A 16,770-nucleotide genomic window follows, 5' to 3' on the forward strand; every position below is an offset into this window, starting at 1 on the left:
TCAGCCTGCCGTATGCCGACGTCCCGATTGGGTGGCCGGAACTCGGCTAGTTTCAGTCTCACACCGTATCGGGGGAGGTCGGGCGTGTTCTGGACTCCGGGCGCGGCCAGGGCGGCCCGCCGTATCGCCACCGCCGCGGTGCTCGGCGGGGGCGGTCTGACCGCGCTGGGCGCGGCCACCTACGGCCTGCTGCTCGCCGAGGCCGTGCTGGCCCGGCGCATCGTCGGCCAGCCGCACGGCGAGGACGGCCCGCCCTCCGACGGTCTGTACGGGGCGGAGTTCGAGGGCGCCCCGATCCGGATGGTCATGCTGGGCGACTCCACCTCGGTCGGCCTGGGCATGTCCTCCCCCGACCAGACCCCCGCGGTGAGCCTCGCCAACGGCCTGGCGGCGGTGGCGGAACGTCCGGTCCGGCTGACCGTGGTCGGCCAGTCGGGCGCCGCCTCGACGGACCTGGCGGTCCAGGTGGACCACGCGCTGCTCGCCCACCCCGAGATCTCGGTGATCTTCGTCGGCGCCAACGATGTGATCACCCAGACGCTGCCGGCCCAGGCCGTACGGCACCTGCAGAAGGCGGTGCGGCGGTTGCGGGAGGCCGGGTCGGAGGTGGTGGTGGGGACCTGCCCGGATCTGGGCACGGTCCGGCCGATCGGGCAGCCGCTGCGCTGGGTGACCCGGCGGTGGAGCCGGCAGCTGGCGGCGGCGCAGACCGTCGCGGTGGTGGAGGCGGGCGGGCGCACGGTCTCCTTCGCCGACCTGCTCGGCCCGGAATTCATGTCATTTCCGGCAGAAATGTTCGGACCGGATCGTTTCCATCCATCTGCCCGAGGTTACCTACAGGCTGCGTACACGGTGCTACCGTCAGTATGCGCCGCGCTCGGGTTGTGGCCGGAACCAGAGCCCGAACGCGTCGAAGGCTCGCAATACCTTCTGGCGGCGATGGCCGTGGAGGAGCCCGGCACCGAGGTCACGGCGACCCGCGTCGCCGGTCGAGCAGTCGGCCCCCACGGGCGGTGGGCGACCTTGCTCCGCCGGAGACAGGGAACGCGCCGATCGGGAACCCTGCCCGATCACACCTGATCGCCGACACTCTCCGCGCTGGATCCGTCACCCCCTGTAGGAGTTGACTGATGATCCGGCGCACAATCGCCCCGCTTGCCCTCACTCTGCTGGCCAACGGCGCCCTGACCGCCTGCGCCGGCAGCGACGCCGCCTCCGCCTTCCCGACCTGGCAGAACAGCCAGCTGAACGTGGTCAGCCGGGTGACCTCGGGAGCCGGGGTGGCGGCCGCCACCTCGCTCCGCCCGGACGGCTCGCTGGAGACCGTCGCACTCGACCTGGCCAGTGGGAAGAAGTTGTGGTCCGCCCCGGCCACCATGGCCGGGCGGCTGCCGGGCATGGGCGTGCAGCCGCCGGCCACCGTGGAGCTGCCCGGCGGGCAGGCCGTGGTGGCAGCGGTCGATCCGGTCAAAGGGGGCCGGTGGCCGGCCGCGCTGGTGGCCAGGGACGGCAAGACCGGGCGGCAGAAATGGTCCCGTCCGGTGCACTCGACCTTCGGGCCGCAGCGCTGCGGAGCGTACCTGTGCCTGTCGGAGCACACCGCGCTGGCGGGGGCCCGCATGATGGTGCTGGACCCGCTGACCGGAAAGCCCGCGTGGCGGCTGCCCGGAATCGCCGAGGTGGAGTGGTCGGACGCCAACCGGGTGGTGGTGCTGCGGCTGGCGGCCAATCCGGTGCTGGAGGCGTACGAGCTGAAGACCGGCAAAGCCGTCTGGCAGCTGCCGATCGAGCAGGCGCTGGGCGAGGGCATCGACCTGTCCGGCGGCTGGGCGTTCGGGGCGACCGGCGACAAGCTCGTCGGCTACGTCGCGCCGTACACCAACCAGCGCACCAAGCGCACCTCCTCCTTCGGCCTGTTCTCGGTACGGCTGGCGGACGGCATGGTCGACTGGATGCGCCCCTCGGTGGTCCGGGTCTACCCAAGCGGCAACCCGGCCTACGCCCCCGTGGTGCGCCCGGTCGACCAGCAGGGCCAGTACGGCGGCTTCGCCCGTTTGGACGGCGAGTCCGGCCGGGTGCTCGGGCAGATCACCGCCACCCAGGTGCCCGGCTCCGGCTGGTGGCTGGCCTTCCCCGCCAAGATGGAGCAGCTCGGCTTCCTCAAGCACAACCAGCCCAGCACCGTCTACGACCTGGTCACCGGCAGCCGCAGGGAGGCCGAGGGGGTGCACGGCTGGTCGTTCTGCGTGACCGACCCACAGCCGCTCAAGCTGGCCGGCGGCATCACGCCCGGGTTCTACTCGATCGCCGCGCTCTGCGAGTTCGACCTGGCCAGCGGCAAGCGGGTGACCAACACGGCGGTGGCCCCGCCGTCCTGGTTCACCGGCAGCCAGGGCGGCTGGCGGCTCTGGCGCGACGAGAAGGGCGCGCTCAACGCCGTCAAGGACGCCACCGCGAGCTCTCCCGGCATGTACGGGTGACCGTACAAAGTTCTGTTCATCGGCCCCCTGGGGACGGCTGTCGAACTACCGTTGGGTAACCTCCGAGTGGAGCCCATCAGCCAACCCCAGGAGAGCCACATGCCCGAGGCCGTCATCGTCGCGACCGCCCGCTCCCCCATCGGCCGCGCCTTCAAGGGGTCGCTCAAGGACATCCGTCCCGACGACCTGACCGTGCAGATGATCCAGGCGGCGCTGGCCAAGGTGCCGCAACTCGACCCGGCCACCATCGACGACCTCATGCTGGGCTGCGGCCTGCCGGGCGGCGAGCAGGGCTTCAACATGGCCCGGGTGGTCTCGGTGCTGCTCGGCCTGGACGGGGTGCCCGGCACGACGGTCAACCGGTACTGTTCCTCCTCGCTGCAGACCACCCGGATGGCCTTCCACGCGATCAAGGCCGGGGAGGGCGACATCTTCGTGTCGGCCGGGGTCGAGTGCGTCTCCCGGTTCGTCAAGGGCACGGCCGACTCGCTGCCGGACACCGAGAACGAGCTCTTCCAGACCGCCAAGGGCCGTACCGAGGCGAACGCGGCGGGCGGCAAGGGCCCGTGGCACGACCCGCGCGAGGACGGCGAGCTGCCCGACGTCTACATCGCGATGGGCCAGACCGCCGAGAACGTGGCCTCGCTGACGGGCGTCTCCCGCCGCGAGCAGGACGAGTTCGGCGTACGCTCCCAGAACCTGGCCGAGAAGGCGCTCGCCAACGGCTTCTGGGAGCGCGACATCACCCCCGTCACGCTCCCCGACGGCACCGTGGTCAGCAAGGACGACGGCCCGCGCCCGGGCACCACGTACGAGGCGGTCTCCGCGCTCAAGCCCGTCTTCCGGCCGGACGGCACGGTCACCGCCGGCAACTGCTGCCCGCTCAACGACGGCGCCGCCGCGGTGATCGTGATGAGCGACACCAAGGCCGCCGAGCTGGGCATCACCCCGCTCGCCCGGGTCGTCTCCACCGCGGTCAGCGGCCTCTCCCCCGAGATCATGGGCCTGGGCCCGGTCGAGGCCTCCCGTAAGGCGCTGGCCAAGGCCGGCATGGCCATCGGCGACGTGGACCTGGTCGAGATCAACGAGGCGTTCGCGGCCCAGGTCATCCCCTCCTACCAGGAGCTCGGCATCGACCTGGACCGCCTCAACGTCAACGGCGGGGCCATCGCGGTGGGCCACCCGTTCGGCATGACCGGCGCCCGGATCACCACCACGCTGCTCAACGGCCTCCAGTTCCACGACAAGACGATCGGCCTGGAGACCATGTGCGTGGGCGGCGGCCAGGGCATGGCCATGATCGTCGAGCGCCTTTAACCGTGGCGGTCGGGACCGGCCTTGACGACCTGGATACGCAGCAGCACGCGCCGGTCCCGCACCATGGCCTCGCGGTAGTCGTCCCAGTCGGGGTGCTCGCCGCTGATGTCCCGGTAGTACTGGACGAGCGGCTCCATCGCCTCCGGTAGGCGCAGAATCTCCGCCACACCCTCGATCTGCACCCACGGGCCGTAGAAGCCGTCGTTCATCACGGTGAGGAAGACCTGGGGGTTGGCGCGCACGTTCCGGGCCTTGACGGCGGTCTCCCGGGTGCTGATCACGATATGCCCGTCGCCGTCGGCGCCCACCGTCACCGGGGACATCTGGGGGCGGCCGTCCGGATGCCAGGTCAGCAGCACCGCGCGGTGGTTGGCCCGGACGAAGTCGATAGCCTTGGCTGGATCCATGAGATCCATCATGCCGTCACATGGCAATGCGCCCGCGCCGGACCCGGCACGGGCGCATTGCTGTTTATTGTCGGACTTAGAAGAAGTGGTGGCGTCGGCGCCGCTCGTGCTCCAGGACGATGGCGGCGGCGTAGCCGTGGGTCAGCCCGTGCTCGTCGGCGAGCCAGTTGGCCCGCTCTTCACAACGTAGGAACGCCGGGCCGTTGTCGATGGCTTGGAACCACTCGGGGAGTTCGCGACCGGTGATGGACGGGACGCGGGCGATGAGCTTGATCTGGGTCTCCGGTGAGTGGTTCAACGACATGGGCACCTCCACGGATAAGACTCCTTTGGCACGACACTGCCTCACAGTTCAGGGCTTGACAAGACCCCAATAGGCATCCATTCGTTACGAGATGTTGATCTTCCGTTGCCCTGGGTGTCGCTTTCCCCAAAAAACAAGCGCCTCCCGACCGTCGGGAGGCGCCGTTCTTTTGGGATTTTTTCCGGTGATCAGTCGTCACCGCTGAAGTAGCTCAGCAGCCGGAGCACCTCAAGGTAGATCCAGACCAGGCTCAGCGTCAGCCCGAACGCCATCAGCCAGGAGTACTTCTCCGGCACGCCCGACCGCACACCTTCGTCGATCTGGTCGAAGTCGAGCAGCAGGAAGAAGCAGCCCAGCAGGATCATGCCCACGCTGAACGCGATCGCCAGCGGACCACCCGACCGCAGGCCGAGCCCGCCGTCGATGAAGAAGCTCGCGATGAAGTTGATCAGAATCAGGCCGAGCGCGGCGAACGCGGCCCCGATCACGAACTTGGTGAACTTCGGCGTCGGCCGGAAAATCTTCAGCGCGTAGACCGAGAGCGTCCCGAGGAACGCCATCATCGTGCCGATCACCGCTTGCAGCACGATCCCGTTGAACCGGGCCTCGAAGAAGTTGCTGATGATCCCGAGGAAGATGCCCTCGAAGACCGCGTATCCCAGGATGAGCGCCGGGTTGGCGCTCTGCCGGAAGGAAACGACCAGCCCCAGCACCATCGCGATCAGGGCGGCCCCGATCCCGATCCCGATGCCCCACCCCGAGTACCAGGCAATCCCCGCGGCCACGATCACCGTGCCCAGCGTGAAGAAGCCCTTCATGACGACGTCGTCCATCGTCATGGTCCGGTAGCCCGGCGGCTGCGACGGCGGCGCGTACGCCGGCGCGTTGTACATCTCGTTCAACTGCTGCGCACTCGGCGCCGGCCCCGACCACGCCTGCTGGCCGACGCCCCCACGCCGACTGAATATCGGGTTTCTACTCTCCACCGCTTCCTCCACGACGCGGGCTACATGATCAGCACACTGCCTGTAATGCTCCCTTGGGATCGCACACCCCGCAAGAGCAAGCAGGCAGCACACCCTCAACGACCGGCGCCGCACCCGAGTTCCCGTAATGGTCGTCTTCGTACTGCGCGATCAACCGCCGGGACCGGTGTTCTGGATCGGAGCGCCGTCCCCCGTGGTGGGCAGATCGCCGCGGCGGACCGGAGTGTGCGGGGGCGACGGCGCACCAGGAGTGAAGACGGCAGTACGCGCTCCGGCGACAGCGGCCTTGAGCGTCGCCCGATCCACATCCTCAAGCCGTCCCGCCAGCTTGATGAGGTGGTCGCCGTGGACGGCGACGTACTCGTGACGGCCGCCACCCTCCCGGTACCAGCCAACCTCGTCACGCTCACACCGGACCGGCGCAGTCAGCGGTTCCATGTCCGTCACGGGGAGGCCGGCGCACAGCTCATCCGTCATGACACCACGATCGATCCTGAGCTGCACCTGCCGCCCGTCCTTCGCGACATAGAAGGCCCCGAACCCCTCATCGCCTATGACGCCGACCGACTGCTCGGCAATTTCGTACCCCTTCACCACAACCACGTACATCAGGTCCGGCGCCACGCCCTGACGGTAAGCCTGATCAAGCGCAGCCTGGCTGAGCGGCCCCGAGCCCCGCCCCACCAGAAGAGCCCGGCCAAGAACCACCAACACAATGATCAGAATGCCGACCCCGACGAACACCAGTACGACACGTGTCATGAGAGTACTTTCCACCCCACCGATAGAAGCCGCGAGAGGCACCCAGCGCCTTCCCAAGCCAGCCGATTGGTTCGACGTTTCTTGATCTTGAAAACTTCGGCCCGTATTTGGCCGGAACAGCCCCAGAACGCCGTCTACGTGCCCCACACGACCGGATAGAACGACGACAGCCTGTGACTGCGAAACCGCTGGTCACAGGCTGTTCTTCTTAGTCACAGATTGTGCCCCCGGCGGGAGTCGAACCCGCACAACAGCCCTTTTAAGGGGCTTGCCTCTGCCATTGGGCTACGGGGGCGCCGCGATCATACGTCACGGAGCGCACATCTGTAACTGGTGTGACTTTACGCCGCAACTCCCCCTTCGGCCGAGCATGTACGGCATGCGAAGTCCCTGTCCTGTCGAGAAAAATGTGCCGGTCCAGGTGGGCGGCAGGAGGACGGGCGAGAGGGGTTTCGCGGGCAGGGTTGGGAACGGTGAGTAACCGGGATGAAAGGGGATGAAAGCGATCAGACCGGTTGCGGTGTGAGGGGGCATAGGGGGGTGGGCAGGGGGAAGTGCCGCCGGGCCGGTGGCGGTGAAGGTGGGGGCTGTGTGATTTGGGGGGTGCGGGACGGGAAACACGGGTGGGTCTCCGGGGGGAACCGGGGGAGGGCGGGGGATGGGGTGGTTGAGGGGTGGGAGTCGGCGGGCGGTGATAGGTGCTGCGGTAATTGTCCGTGTTGGCGGTAAGACGTCAACATCCGCCCCCCTACTAGTCCCATAACGGAAAGAACGGCCACGCCGAGGAGGGGTCGGTCGTGACCGTGGAAGGGGCCGATGGGACGGCCCACGCCAGGAAGGAGGCGTGAGCCGTACCGGGATGAGTCAGCGCTTGTCGGGGGTGGCGGCCGCGCGGAACTCCTCGCGAGGGTTCTCGATCTCACCGAGGGAGACGGTCTCTCGCTTGAAGAACAGCGACAGCGTCCAGTCGACCAGCACCCGGACCTTGCGGTTCGTCGTCGGCACCCTGGACAGATGGTACGTGCGGTGCATGAACCACGCAGGGAATCCGCGAAGCTTTACCCCGTACACGTTGGCGACGCCCTGGTAGAGGCCCAGCCCGGCGACCGAACCGGCGTACCGGTGGCGGTAGTCGCGCAGCGGGCGCCCGCGCAGGGACGCGGTGATGTTGTCGCCCAGGACCTTGGCCTGCCGGACCGCGTGCTGGGCGTTGGGCGCGCAGTACTCGCCGGGCTTGGTGAGGTCGGGGACGCCGGCGACGTCGCCGGCGGCGAAGGCGTCCTTGGTGCCGGTGATGGTCAGGCGCGTGGTGGTCATCAGGCGGCCCCGCTCGTCCAGCGGCAGGTCGCCGGAGTTGACGATCCGGGAGGGTTTGACGCCGGCCGTCCAGACGATGGTGGCGGACTCGAACTCGTCGCCGTCGGAGGTCTTGACCAGGCCGCCCTCGCAGGAGTTCAGCAGGGTCTTCATCTTGAGCTCGATGCCCCGGCCGCGGAGTTCCTCCGCGGTCCACTCGCCCATCTCCGGGCCGACCTCGGGCAGGATGCGGTCGCTGGCCTCGATCAGCACCCAGCGCATGTCCTCGCGCCGGATGGTGCTGTAGTACTGGACGGCGTCCACGGCCATGTCCTCAAGCTCGCCGAGGAGTTCGATGCCGGCGAAACCGCCGCCGACCACGACGAAGGTGAGCGCGCGGCTGCGTACCGCCGGATCGGTGGAGGATTCGGCGCGGTCGAGCAGGCCGAGCACGCGGTTGCGGAGCGCGATGGACTCGGCGATCGTCTTGAAGCCGATGGCGGCGTCGCGCAGGCCCGGGATGGGCAGGGTGCGGGAGATCGATCCGGCGGCCATCACCAGGATGTCGTAGCTGATCTCGATGGGTTCCCCGGCCACCGGTTCGAAGGTGAGGCTGCGCTCGCCATGGTGGATCTTGGAAACCCGGCCGTTGAGCACGCGGACCCTGGGCAGCACCCGGCGGAGCGGGATCACCACGTGCCGCGGGGAGATGTTGCCGGCCGCCGTCTCGGGGAGGAACGGCTGGTAGGTCATGTACGACTGGGGATCCATGATGGTGATCCTGACCGTTCCGGCCTTGAGCTCGCGGCGGAGGGTGCGCTGCAGGCGGAGTGCGGTGTACATGCCCACGTATCCACCGCCGACGATGACGATGTGCTTCGACTTGAGGTTCACCGTAGGTGCCCTTCGTGCCTCGTCGTTGGTCTCTCAGTTTGTGAAAGCATTCACAAGGCTACGTTATTCCGCTGAGCCGGGATCAACCGGCCCATAGCATCAGGTACCCAGTTCGGCGGCACGCATGAAGACCGCGTCCAACATGGCGGCGGTGACCCTGCCGGTGAAGGTGTTCTGCTGGCTGGGGTGGTAGCAGCCCAGCAGGGTGGCCTGGCCGATCGGCACCTCGGCGCCGTGCCCGAAGGCGGGGCGCCGGGGCGGCAGCGGGTATCCGGCGGTACGGAGCGCCGGCCAGATCGCCTGCCACGCGTACCCGCCGAGCGCGACGATCACCCGGGGCGAGGTCAGCTGGAGTTCCCGCAGCAGCCAGGGCGCGCAGGTGTCCCGCTCCTCGACGGTCGGCTTGTTGGCCGGGGGCGCGCACCGCACCGCCGCCACCACCCTGGCCCGTACCAGCCGCTGCCCGTCCCCGGCGTGCGTGCTGGTCTCCTGTACGGCCAGCCCCGCCCGGTACAGCGACGCGAACAGCCAGTCCCCGCTGCGATCCCCGGTGAAGATCCGCCCGGTACGGTTCCCCCCGTGCGCGGCGGGCGCCAGCCCCACGATCAGCACCCGCGGATCGTCGTCCCCCCACCCGGGAACCGGCCGCCCCCAGTACGTCTCCCCGGCGAACGCCTTCCGCCGGACCTCCGCGACCTCCTCCCGCCAGGTCACCAGCCGGGGACAGGCCCGGCACACCGACTCCCTGGCCACCAGCTCCGGCAGCGTACGGCTCCCGCCCGCGAGCTCACGCACCTGCGCCGCGCCGGTGGCCACCGGAGTCTGCGGCGTGGCGGGATCCTCGGGCCAGCCGGAACCGGGGGGTACGAAACTCATAGTCCTATCGTGGCCGGTTCCGCAGCGGCACGTCACGGATGATGGCCCAGGCCAACGCCAGACCGACCGCGAAGGTCCCCAGACCCACCGCCAGCCCCAGCGGCAGGCTCTCCTGGAGGTCCAACCGGAGTCTGTTCAGCATCGTCAGGAACAGGAAAGGGATGCGCAGGTCGGTGCCGAGTGCTCCCGAACTCACCAGCACCATCGCGATCCCCACCGGGATGGTCACCACCCCGCCGCCTTCCCAGCGGTAGAAGCCGGCGCCCATCAGCGCGCCCGCCACCGTCCACACCAGGAACTCGATCGCGTACTCGGCGAAGATCAGGCCGATCTCGGACGTGGATCCGAACAGATGGTCCCGCGAAATGCCCTGCGGCCAGCCCGCCACCCCGTGGAGCACGTTCTCCAGCAGGTACCCGAGCGTGATGAGCACCGACAGGAAGGGCGCGAAGAGCGTGATCGTCACTGCCGCCTGCGCGCCGAACTGGCGGCGGGTCTGCCCGTGCGCGATGTACATCGGCAGATACTCGCGGGCCAGTGCCACCCCGGTGAACAGCGCGTAGAAGCGGGCCAGTTGCGAAGCCGGATCCCACACGCTGCCGGAGACCTGGCCGAACACGGCTATCCCCGCCGTGATCGCGCCCACCAGCAGCAGGAAGCCCACCCACAGCAGGATGGCGAACACCATGTTGGCCGCGAGTAACCGGGTCGGGAATTTCATCGCGGACCTCCCGTCAGATGCACGAACAGATCCTCCATCGCGACCGGTCCCAGCTCCAGGCCCGCCGCCTCGGCCCGGCGCCGCCGCTCCTCGTCCAGCGCGCCGTACACCAGCACGGACTTGGTGCCGCCCAGGTGGCGGCTGTCCAGCACCGTCAGGCCCTCGGTGAACGCGTCCACCGAGGCGGCCGCGCCCGTGATCGCCGTGCCGCGCGCGAGCAGCGCCTGTGTCTCCTCCTGCACCACCACCCGGCCCGCGTCGATGATCACCACTTTCTCCAGCAGCGGGCTCACCTCCTCGATCAGATGACTGGACAGAATGATCGTCCGTGGCCTGGCCATGTAGTCGGCCAGCAGCACGTCGTAGAACGCCTGCCGGGAGGGCACGTCCATGCCCAGGTGGGACTCGTCGAACATGGTCAGCGGTGCCCGCCCGGCCAGCCCGATGATCACCCCGAACGCCGAGCGCTGCCCCTTCGACATCGCCTTCACCGACATCTTGCGGGTCAGCGCGAACCGCTCCAGCAGCTCGCTCGCGAACTTGGCGTCCCAGTCGGGACGCAGCCACTCGGCGAAGAACAGCGCGTCGTCGACCGTGCCCAGATCCACCGTCTCGCCTTCGTCCCGGATCAGGCTGATCCGGGAGGTGACGGCCGTGTTCTCGAACACCGGCTCGCCGCCGATCCGCACCTCGCCCGCGCTCTGCCGCCGGAAGGCCGCCAGCACCGACAGCAGGCTCGTCTTGCCCGACCCGTTCCGCCCGAGCAGACCGTGGATCTTGTTCGGCTCCAGGGAGAGCGTCACCCCGTCCAGCGCCGTCGTCTCCCCGTAGCGCAGGACGAGGTCCCGCACCTCGACCCTCATCGTGCCCCCAGTTCGTTGATCCGCTGGACGACCTCGCCCAGCGGGATGCCGATCGTCTTGGCCTCGGTCACCATCGGGTCCACCACCTCCGCGAAGAAGGTCTCCCGGCGAGCGGCCCGCAGGTTCTCCCGGGCGTCCGGGCTGACGAACATGCCGATACCTCGCTTCTTGTAGAGCACGCCCTCGTCCACGAGCTGCTGGAACGCCTTGGCCGCCGTCGCCGGGTTGATCCGGTAGTAGGCCGCGTACTGGTTGGTGGACATGATCTGCTCGTCGCCTTTGATCTGCTCGCTCAGCACGTCCGCCTTGATGCGGTCGGCGATCTGCCGGTAGATCGGGCTCCGGTCGTCGAACATGGCACCTCGCTGGTTCATTACTTCAGTAATGAACCATAGGGCCGACGGTCGAAGGCGTCAACGCGGTCGGAGGCGGACAGAGTTGGGTACATCACCGCGCATGTCGATCCCCCCGATGGCCGGACCCGCGTTCGACGCCGACCCGTACCCCGCCTACGACTGGCTGCGGCGCCACGCGCCGGTCTCCAAGGTGCCGCTGCCCGGCTGTGAGGCATGGCTGGTCACCAGGTACGCGGACGCGGTGGCCGCGCTCACCCATCCCGCGCTGGCCAAGGACCCGGCGAAGGGCTCCCCGGAGTGGCAGGCCGCCAGCCTGGGGCTGCCGCTGGACCACCGTCCCTCGCTGGCCCGGCACATGATCAACACCGATCCGCCGGACCATTCCCGGTTACGGCGGCTGGTCAGCGCCGCGTTCACGCCTCGCCGGATCGCGGGGCTGCGGGATCGGGCCCAGCAGGTCACCGACGAACTGCTGGCCAAACTGGACGGCAAGGACGAGGCCGACCTGATCGCCGATCTGGCGTACCCGCTGCCCATCACGATCATCTGCGACCTGCTCGGGGTGCCGGAGGGCGATCGGGCCACCTTCCACCATCACGCGTCGGTGATCGACTCGGCGGCGGCCTCGGAGGTGGGGGCGATCACCGCGGCCACCGACGCGCTGGAGGAGTTCCTCACCGACCTGGTGGCCGCCAAGCGCACCCATCCCGGTGACGATCTCCTCACCGAGCTGGTGAAGCGGCCGGACATCAGCCTCGACGAGCTCACCTCGACCGCGTTCCTGTTGCTCATCGCGGGTCACGAGACGACGGTCGCGCTGATCGGGAACGGCATGCTGGCGCTGCTCCGCCATCCGTCCCAGTTGGCCGCCGTACGGGAGGACCCGGCCATCCTGCCGGACGTGGTCGACGAGATGCTCCGCTATGACGGCCCTTTGCGGAATGCGACCTGGCGTTTCCCCACCGAACCCGTGGTCATCGGCGGGCAGGAGATGCTCCCCGGCGAGCCGATCCTGATCGCGCTGCTGTCCGCCAACCGCGACCCGGAGGCCTTTCCCGACCCGGACGAGTTCCGGCCGGGCCGGCACGGGGAGCCCCATCTCGCTTTCGGCCGCGGTGCGCACTACTGCATCGGCGCAGCCCTCGCCAAAATCGAGGGCGAAGCAGCCATTGGCACCCTGCTCCGGAAATTTCCGGATATCGCCTTGGCTGCCGATCCGGCCACCCTCACCTGGTGGCCCAGCGCCATCATGCGCGGCCTCTTCTCCCTTCCCGTACGGCTACGCTGACCCGCGCTCCGCTCACGACTTCGACGGGCTGGGCTTCGCCGGACTGGGTGAAGGCGAGAGAGTAGGCGACGGGGAAGGCGAAGGACTCGGGCACGGGGTCGGCTGAGGTCTGCCGGGAACCGGATAGCCGTTCTCATCGAGCGGCCACAGATGGCTACGGGGAGTCAGCGGCAGCGGGTAGGTGTCGGCCGGCATTCCCTCCAGGCAGCTGCGATCAATCTGGTATCCATACATTTCCGGATCCAGGGTGATCGGCCGCCCCTCCTGGTCGTAGAGCCGCACCCCCGTCAGCGGAGTGCCGTCCTTCGCGTACGGAAAGATGTTGTAGACCCCATTCCAGAAGCCCGCCCCCTCCGTCAGCTTCACCGCCGACACACCAGCCACCGGCCCCGCGTCGTGGTTCCATTCGGCGATCTGGACCATGCCCACCAGCACAACCAAGCCCGCCAAAACGTTGACCCCAGCCAGGCCCACGCGTCGCAACCGCGCGCCCCGGGGCCGCCGCCCCACCCAGACCGACACCCAGATCGCGGCCAGCGTGAACAGCCACGCCCCGATGCTCTCCGGCACGTACTGCACGCTCCCCGTGGAGAACGACACCAGCAGCAGCCCGATCGCATACCCCCGCAGAACCCACCAGGCCGGGCGTAACTCCGGCAGGAACCCCACCGCCTGCCGATAGGGCGCAAACCGCGTCATCCGCCCATGCAGCCCCACCATCCGGGCCTGCGCCCGCGTCCGCAGCCCCACCTGGGCCTCTGAGCCCCCCTCGGCCCCCCGCGCCCCATAAGCGACCCGAAGCTCCGCCGCGTACACCTCCGGCGATCCCAGCCGCTCCTCCAGCGGCACCCCCGACTCCGCGGCCACCTCGGCGAGATGGTCGTCCAGATCCTCGACGAGCTCCTCCAGATCGGCCGGCGGCAGATCGGCGAGCGCGTCCCGCACAGCCTGCGCGTACTCGTTGGGAGTCATCACGCCCGCGCCTCCTTCAGCAGGTCGCTCATGGTCGCGGCAAAGGCCGCCCAGGTCTTGGCGGAACTGGCCAGTTGCGCCCGCCCCACACTGTTGAGCCCGTAGTACTTCCGATGCGGCCCCTCGTCCGAAGCCACCACGTACGAAGTGAGCGCTCCCGCCCGGAAGAGCCGCCGGAGCGTCCCATACACGGAGGCGTCCCCCACCTCCTCCAGCCCGGCTTCCCTGAGCCGGCGGACCACGTCGTAGCCGTAACTGTCGCGCTCGTTGAGCACGGCAAGCACAGCGAGGTCGAGCACACCCTTAAGAAGCTGGCTGCTATCCACGGAATGAACAGTACTGCGCAATGCGCACTACCGGCAACCGCGCACTAGGTGCCGCAGTCCGGCGCCGCCGCGAAATCAGGCCCACCGTCGGGGCGCCGGTGCCGTCGGAGACGACACTGGAGACGGGCTCACCGGCCGCCACCGCACCGGTGGAGGAACCCGACAGCAGGCGCGGGGTCCAGCCCAGGTACTCGGGGCCGATCGTCTTGGCCGGGTCGCCGGTCGCCACGAACTGGCTGGCCTGGCCGACCACGGCCCAGAAGTCACCGGCCGGGATCTCGTCCGGAAGACGGGTGTCGGTCACCGTCACGGTCGGCAGGGTGCCGGTGAACTGACGTGCGGCGGCGTCCGAGCCGTTGTCGGTCAGGGCCACGCCGTTGTTGTCGGCCACGGTCATCGACACCTCACCCGGAACACGGATGGGCTCGATGTTCACCGAGATGTCGATGCCGTCGTCGGGGCCTTCGCCCGCCATCGCGGGCGAGGAGGCCAGCCCGGCGAGCGCCAGGCCGAGCACCGACGCGGCCAGAATCTGAGAGGTCCTGCTGAATTTCACGTTGTTGCTCCATTTGAGGGGCGGGGCCGGCGAACGGCCGGTGGCCGGCCTGCTGCTCGGGTACGGCAACATCCCCGCCGAACGCATCACCGAGGGTCTCCGGCTCCTTCGCCGCGAATTCCGACCGAACTCACCGCTCGGTAAACCAGGCAGCGAGACTCCGGATTCTTCGCAGGGCCCCGGCTAATGAACCCGGTGAGCTGGACGCGGGCAATCCCGTGCGTCATTCTTCGACGATGGCGAGTATTGCGGACGGAAGCGCGGCCACCACTGATGAGAAGCCTCGAGGTTGGCTGCGGGGGCGACTATTTCTTTTCGTTACGGCGCTTGTGGCGCTGATCGGCTGGTACTACGCCAGCGTTCCTTACCCCTACTTCGAGCAGTCCGTCTTCGCTCTCCTGGCATGGACGGTAATCACCCTGGCGTGGATCGTTCGCTTGCTGGTCGCGGCATTTCGCAACAAGCGGATCGCGGCCCTCAACTGGTTACTCGTTCCAGTGATCTTCGTGGTGTACGTCACCGTGCACTATACGGAGGCGCCATTCTGGGTGCGGTTCAAGCTTTCAGAGAGCAGTCTTGAACGTTATGCGATCGATCTCGCGCGCGGCGACCAGAAGTACGGCTGTGAGTGGGTAGGGCTGTACTACGTCTGCGGGGCGTACGACTCGCAATGGGGTGGTTTCGTTTCCGGCGGAGCCGAGGCGATTCCCGGAGGCGCCCAGGTGATGGTCACCGACTGGCCGCTCATGGTGTCGCGAGGGTTTCTCTGGCTTCCCGATGGCCGGCAACCTCCGGACGAGGTCTGGTGCGAGGAGTACAGGCATTTGTCAGGCCCCTGGTGGGCTTGCCGGTCTTGGGACGGCGTCTGAATCAGACAGGGTTTGCCAAACAAACGCCTAAAGGAGCGACCAGGCGATTCCGTCGAGGATGTCGTGTTCGCTGACCAGGACGTCGGGGAATTCGTAGCGGCGGATGATTCGGTCCAGGATCAGGGCGCCCGCGCTGATGACGTCGACCCGGCCGGGGTGCATCACCGGGATCGCGGCGCGTTCCTCGGCGGTCATGGTCGGCAGTAGGGCCGCGATCTCGTGGACCTGGGGGGCTGGGATTCGGGAGTGGTGGATCTTTTCGGAGTCGTACGCGGGGAGGTCGAGGGCGATTCCGGCGACTGTGGTCACTGAGCCTGCGAGGCCGATCAGGGTGCGGGCGCGGCGGACGGGGACGGTCTCCTCGACACGGTCGAGGGCGCTTTCGATGTCGCTGATCACGTCGGGGACGGACAGGCCGGAGGGGCCGGTGTGGCGTTCGGTCAGGCGGACGCAGCCGATGTCGACGGAGAGGGCGGCGTCTACCGTGGTGGTTCCGACGACGAATTCGGTGGAGCCGCCGCCGATGTCCACCACCAGGTACGGGGGCTCGGCGTCCCCTGCGGAGCGGGTGGCTCCGGCGAAGGAGAGGGCGGCTTCCTCGGCGCCGGTGATGACCTCGGGTGGGACGCCGAAGATGTCCACGACACCGGACACGAAATCGTCGCGGTTGGCCGCGTCTCGGGTGGCTGAGGTGGCTACGACGCGGGTTGGGACTCCTTCGCCGATGAGCGAGGCGTAGCCGCGCATGGCCTGGAAGGTGCGCTCCAGGGCCTCTGGGGCCAGGCGGCCGGTGCGGTCGACGCCCTGGCCCAGGCGGACGATCTGCATTCGGCGTTCGATGTCGAGGAGGGTGTCTCCGGACCACTCGGCCAGGAGCAGGCGGACCGAATTGGTTCCGCAGTCGATCGCGGCCACTCGCTTAGTCACGGCAGCACGGCCCTTCCGCCCACCATTCGGGCAACATGTCCAAAGCCTCGCGGCCGAACGGGTTGATGCCGGGAACGGCCAGTTCGTGTCCGACGAGGGCGTGCAGGCATTTCACGCGGTCAGGCATACCCCCTGCGGTCTGCATGTCCCGCGGCAGGGGCTCAAGAGCGTCCTCCGCCGCCGCCTTGTCCCGGCGGGAAACGTAGTCCTCGTGGGCGGTGCGGTAGGCGGCGGCCAGGTCGGGGTCCTCGGCCAGGCGCGCGGTCATCTCGCGCATCAGGCCGGACGCCTCCAGGGTGCCGATCGCCGAGGCCGCCTTGGGGCAGGTCAGATAGAACAAGGTCGGAAACGGGGAGCCGTCAGGCAGCCGGGGCGCGGTTTCCACCACGTCCGGCAGTCCACAGGGACAGCGATGCGCAACCGCGCGAACGCCCCGTGGCTCGCGCCCCAATTGGGCCGCCACCGCCCGCAGATCGGATGGATCAACGCTCACTGAAACCGCCACCGCGCATAGAAGATTTGATTGCCGTGATTCTCCCACCCACCCACCCTGGTGACCCCCAGGTCCGG

General features: G+C 68.5%; 19 protein-coding genes and 1 tRNA gene. 5 read left to right on the top strand and 15 right to left on the bottom strand.

Going from position 1 to position 16,770, the window contains the following annotated elements:
* The first annotated feature begins 84 nt into the window (after positions 1–84).
* From KIP79_RS06485 to KIP79_RS06495, 3 genes are all read left to right on the top strand, one after another.
* Entirely contained in the window at positions 85–1,080 is a 996-nt protein-coding gene (locus KIP79_RS06485) for an SGNH/GDSL hydrolase family protein (RefSeq protein ID WP_308169597.1), read from the top strand.
* Between the two features lie 50 nt (positions 1,081–1,130).
* Positions 1,131–2,480 (top strand): outer membrane protein assembly factor BamB family protein, encoded by a 1,350-nt coding sequence (locus tag KIP79_RS06490; protein ID WP_214103731.1) that lies wholly within the window; start codon positions 1,131–1,133, stop codon positions 2,478–2,480.
* A 99-nt stretch (positions 2,481–2,579) separates the two neighbouring features.
* Positions 2,580–3,797, top strand: coding sequence for an acetyl-CoA C-acetyltransferase (locus tag KIP79_RS06495; protein WP_214103732.1), 1,218 nt, complete (start codon positions 2,580–2,582; stop codon positions 3,795–3,797).
* On the opposite strand, the gene KIP79_RS06500 is transcribed toward KIP79_RS06495, so the two are convergent.
* From KIP79_RS06500 to KIP79_RS06545, 10 genes are all read right to left on the bottom strand, one after another.
* Positions 3,794–4,204 (bottom strand): PPOX class F420-dependent oxidoreductase, encoded by a 411-nt coding sequence (locus KIP79_RS06500; protein ID WP_214103733.1) that lies wholly within the window; start codon positions 4,202–4,204, stop codon positions 3,794–3,796. The two genes, KIP79_RS06495 and KIP79_RS06500, sit on opposite strands and share 4 nt — an antisense overlap.
* Positions 4,205–4,280: 76 nt before the next feature.
* Positions 4,281–4,508, bottom strand: a complete 228-nt coding sequence (locus KIP79_RS06505; protein ID WP_214103774.1) for a DUF4287 domain-containing protein — start codon at positions 4,506–4,508, stop codon at positions 4,281–4,283.
* A 188-nt stretch (positions 4,509–4,696) separates the two neighbouring features.
* A complete protein-coding gene (locus KIP79_RS06510; RefSeq protein ID WP_308169598.1) occupies positions 4,697–5,506 on the bottom strand; it encodes a Bax inhibitor-1/YccA family protein in 810 nt (269 codons plus the stop codon).
* A gap of 138 nt (positions 5,507–5,644) precedes the next feature.
* Positions 5,645–6,256: a hypothetical protein gene (locus KIP79_RS06515; RefSeq protein ID WP_214103735.1), complete on the bottom strand. Its 612-nt coding sequence runs from the start codon at positions 6,254–6,256 to the stop codon at positions 5,645–5,647.
* A 222-nt stretch (positions 6,257–6,478) separates the two neighbouring features.
* A tRNA-Leu gene (locus tag KIP79_RS06520) sits at positions 6,479–6,551 on the bottom strand.
* 569 nt (positions 6,552–7,120) lie between these two features.
* Entirely contained in the window at positions 7,121–8,395 is a 1,275-nt protein-coding gene (locus tag KIP79_RS06525) for an NAD(P)/FAD-dependent oxidoreductase (protein ID WP_250212799.1), read from the bottom strand.
* 150 nt (positions 8,396–8,545) lie between these two features.
* Complete coding sequence (locus KIP79_RS06530; RefSeq protein ID WP_214103737.1) at positions 8,546–9,322, bottom strand: uracil-DNA glycosylase; 777 nt, start codon at positions 9,320–9,322, stop codon at positions 8,546–8,548.
* Between the two features lie 4 nt (positions 9,323–9,326).
* Positions 9,327–10,043: a hypothetical protein gene (locus tag KIP79_RS06535; protein ID WP_214103738.1), complete on the bottom strand. Its 717-nt coding sequence runs from the start codon at positions 10,041–10,043 to the stop codon at positions 9,327–9,329.
* On the bottom strand, positions 10,040–10,906 hold the full coding sequence (locus KIP79_RS06540) for an ATP-binding cassette domain-containing protein (RefSeq protein ID WP_214103739.1): 867 nt from the start codon (positions 10,904–10,906) through the stop codon (positions 10,040–10,042). The genes KIP79_RS06535 and KIP79_RS06540 overlap by 4 nt, the downstream gene beginning before the upstream one ends.
* A complete protein-coding gene (locus KIP79_RS06545) occupies positions 10,903–11,262 on the bottom strand; it encodes a GntR family transcriptional regulator (RefSeq protein WP_214103740.1) in 360 nt (119 codons plus the stop codon). Before KIP79_RS06545 ends, KIP79_RS06540 begins: the two co-directional genes overlap by 4 nt.
* 100 nt (positions 11,263–11,362) lie before the next feature.
* Between KIP79_RS06545 and KIP79_RS06550 the strand changes: the two genes are divergently transcribed.
* Positions 11,363–12,550: a cytochrome P450 family protein gene (locus KIP79_RS06550; protein WP_214103741.1), complete on the top strand. Its 1,188-nt coding sequence runs from the start codon at positions 11,363–11,365 to the stop codon at positions 12,548–12,550.
* A 12-nt stretch (positions 12,551–12,562) separates the two neighbouring features.
* Here the strand turns inward: KIP79_RS06550 and KIP79_RS06555 are convergent, their stop codons facing one another.
* From KIP79_RS06555 to KIP79_RS06565, 3 genes are read right to left on the bottom strand one after another with little or no spacing between them, the layout of a single operon-like run.
* Positions 12,563–13,522, bottom strand: a complete 960-nt coding sequence (locus tag KIP79_RS06555; protein ID WP_214103742.1) for an HAAS signaling domain-containing protein — start codon at positions 13,520–13,522, stop codon at positions 12,563–12,565.
* Complete coding sequence (locus KIP79_RS06560; protein ID WP_214103743.1) at positions 13,522–13,848, bottom strand: PadR family transcriptional regulator; 327 nt, start codon at positions 13,846–13,848, stop codon at positions 13,522–13,524. The genes KIP79_RS06555 and KIP79_RS06560 overlap by 1 nt, the downstream gene beginning before the upstream one ends.
* Positions 13,841–14,404: a hypothetical protein gene (locus KIP79_RS06565; protein ID WP_214103744.1), complete on the bottom strand. Its 564-nt coding sequence runs from the start codon at positions 14,402–14,404 to the stop codon at positions 13,841–13,843. Before KIP79_RS06565 ends, KIP79_RS06560 begins: the two co-directional genes overlap by 8 nt.
* Positions 14,405–14,640: 236 nt before the next feature.
* Between KIP79_RS06565 and KIP79_RS06570 the strand changes: the two genes are divergently transcribed.
* Entirely contained in the window at positions 14,641–15,273 is a 633-nt protein-coding gene (locus tag KIP79_RS06570) for a hypothetical protein (RefSeq protein ID WP_214103745.1), read from the top strand.
* Positions 15,274–15,300: 27 nt separating this feature from the next.
* On the opposite strand, the gene KIP79_RS06575 is transcribed toward KIP79_RS06570, so the two are convergent.
* Both KIP79_RS06575 and KIP79_RS06580 read right to left on the bottom strand, forming a co-directional pair.
* A complete protein-coding gene (locus KIP79_RS06575; RefSeq protein ID WP_214103746.1) occupies positions 15,301–16,200 on the bottom strand; it encodes a Ppx/GppA phosphatase family protein in 900 nt (299 codons plus the stop codon).
* Complete coding sequence (locus KIP79_RS06580) at positions 16,193–16,705, bottom strand: DUF501 domain-containing protein (protein WP_214103747.1); 513 nt, start codon at positions 16,703–16,705, stop codon at positions 16,193–16,195. Before KIP79_RS06580 ends, KIP79_RS06575 begins: the two co-directional genes overlap by 8 nt.
* Positions 16,706–16,770: the final 65 nt, after the last annotated feature.

It is taken from the genome of Acrocarpospora catenulata, from assembly GCF_018476525.1.
Lineage (GTDB): Bacteria > Actinomycetota > Actinomycetes > Streptosporangiales > Streptosporangiaceae > Acrocarpospora > Acrocarpospora catenulata.